Source organism: Nostoc sp. CHAB 5715 (genome assembly GCF_020829685.1).
Lineage (GTDB): Bacteria > Cyanobacteriota > Cyanobacteriia > Cyanobacteriales > Nostocaceae > Nostoc.
Genome location: NZ_JAIVFR010001011.1, coordinates 1 through 2,560, shown reverse-complemented (window position 1 = coordinate 2,560; position 2,560 = coordinate 1). Strand labels below are relative to the sequence as shown.

2 protein-coding genes are annotated in these 2,560 nt (G+C 42.4%); one reads left to right on the top strand and one right to left on the bottom strand.

What is annotated here, in order from left to right; translation table 11 throughout:
- The coding region (locus LC574_RS35105) for a biliverdin-producing heme oxygenase (protein ID WP_229458232.1) at nucleotides 1-168 on the bottom strand (168 nt) is incomplete at its 3' end.
- Nucleotides 169-980: 812 nt separating this feature from the next.
- On the opposite strand from LC574_RS35105, the gene glmM reads away from it, so the two are divergent.
- Entirely contained in the window at nucleotides 981-2,450 is a 1,470-nt protein-coding gene (glmM, locus tag LC574_RS35100; RefSeq protein WP_229458231.1) for a phosphoglucosamine mutase, read from the top strand.
- Nucleotides 2,451-2,560: the final 110 nt, after the last annotated feature.

Below are 2,560 nucleotides of genomic sequence, written 5' to 3'. Positions count from 1 at the left end.
TTCCTCTTCCATCGCTGAGTAGACGAAGTAGAAGTTAGCAACTAGTTTCCGGTAAGAGTTTTTCTCTACTACTCCTCTTAAAAAGCACTTGACAAAACCTACATTTTCTGCCATCGTGTGGGCTTTCTTAGTGCCTACACGTAATTTGGTTGCTAAATTGCTGCTCATGCTAAATTTCTCAACTTTTAAAAAGTTAACTGCCGGAGTTTTAATTCACTAACGGCTAAAAAAGCCATTAAAACGTTACCTTAAAACTATTTGATGAGAATTTATATTAAAATTTTTTAAGCAGCAAAAACTTTGTAGTTTTTTACACAACAGCAGGACTATGGAAATATAACTTTACATTGCCGTGTTTCGATTTATAAGAAGAATTCAGAACTCAGGAGCGGAGCCGGAGACGCTCCGCCGAGGCGTCAGAAAACAGGTATGAATTCTGTACGAGTGGGTGATAACGCAGCGGTAGCGAGTCTGCGAGCGTCTGAATATTGGTTAAAAGCGAGTGGAATGGTGGGCGAAACTAGGATGAAATTTTTTTCACTCATTTAAAACTCTATCCCTTCATGGGTAAAGTATTCTGTATTCTGAATTCTGACTCCTTTTTATTAATAGTATTGCATAGTGTGAACTAATACAGATAATCAAAACTCAAGTTAAGGGCATAAAAGAAATACAGGACTTACGCAAAAATCGCCGAAAGGCTTAATTTATCGAACCGCCAAGACGCCAAGAACGCCAAGAATTCGTAGAGCGTGCGTAAGTCCTAAAATAATTAGCTAAAATGTGGAAACTTTACTGATAACGTAAAAGCTAATACTGACTTCATGGAATATTTACAATTTCAAAGTCAGCTCTTCAATATAATTACGTAAACGGAGCTTTATTTAGAATGAATTTCTCAAGAGAAAAAGCATGTCAAAATTGCTGAATAAAGTCTTAAGTGCTATTTTTCAGTGTGATTGTGTGGAGTGTTTAAATATATGGTTTCATCTATAACTCGAACACCGGGCATTTCTGGGGGTTCTGCTTCCGAGGTTGAAGGATTAGGCAAAGGGATTGAGAGCAGTTTTGAACTGAATTTAATCTCATTACCAGCAAATCCCTTATTTGGCACAGATGGGATTCGGGGACGAGTGGGAGAATTACTGAGTGCGCCCCTAGCATTGCAAGTTGGTTTTTGGACGGGGATTGTTTTACGTAACTATGCTACTCAAGTAGGGCCAGTCATTCTCGGACAGGATTCTAGAAACTCCAGCGATATGCTGGCAATGGCTTTGAGTGCAGGGTTAACAGCAGCAGGGCTAGAGGTTTGGTATTTGGGATTATGCCCCACTCCTTGCATTGCCTATCTCACCAGCATCAGTGATGCCATTGGCGGAGTGATGATTTCTGCCAGCCATAATCCGCCAGAAGACAATGGGATTAAAATTTTTAGTGCCGATGGTGGGAAGTTACCCCAAATATTGCAGGCAGAAATTGAAGCCGGACTGCGTGGCAAAATATCACCTATTGCTATCAGTAATTGCGGACGGCATTACTCACGTTTGGAGTTAGTGGGGCATTATAGTGAGGCGTTGAAAAAACCCTTGAGCAGTGCCACAAAGCTTCAAGGGATGAAGATTGTTTTAGACTTGGCGTGGGGAGCAGCAGTCGGGTTAGCACCAGCAGTATTTACAGAAATGGGGGCAGAGGTAATCTGCTTGCATAACGAAGCAGATGGCGATCGCATTAATGTCAACTGCGGTTCCACGCACCTAGATATTCTTGCAGGCACAGTACAAGAACACAACGCCGACATCGGCTTTGCCTTTGATGGCGATGCCGATCGCGTCTTAGCAGTAGACAATACTGGCAGGCAAGTTAACGGCGATTACATTCTCTACCTGTGGGGACGACACTTAAAACAAAACCAACAACTGCCAGATAACCTGATTGTATCTACAGTCATGGCCAACTTAGGTTTTGAGAAAGCTTGGCAAAAAATTGGTGGTAACTTAATTCGTACCGCAGTCGGCGACCAATACGTACAAGCCGAAATGTTGCGGACTGGGGGAATGCTAGGCGGCGAACAATCAGGTCATATTCTTTGCCGTCATTATGCCGTAACTGGAGATGGCTTGTTAACAGCATTACATATAGCAGCTTTGGTGAAAAAGGCGGGTGTTCCCTTTAGCGAATTAGTAGATCAAAGCTTCCAAACCTATCCGCAACTGTTGCGGAACGTGCGAGTTGTTGATCGCGATCGCCGTTTAGGATGGCAAGATTGTCAACCTGTGCAAGAAGCGATCGCTCTTGCTGAAGCTGCAATGGGTGATTCCGGCAGAATTTTGGTTCGCGCCTCTGGTACAGAACCAGTAATCAGGGTTATGGTAGAAGCTGCCAATGCTGAACTTACCAACTACTGGACAAATGAATTAGTTTCAAAAGTCCAACAGCATCTGATGGACTAAATTAGCTATTATCTCAGCTTTTAACAAACGCCAATTTTACGTCACAGCTTCTACTAATGACCAAGGCTGGTTTATTTGTAGAAGCTGTGACATTTGTATTTGCATTATTA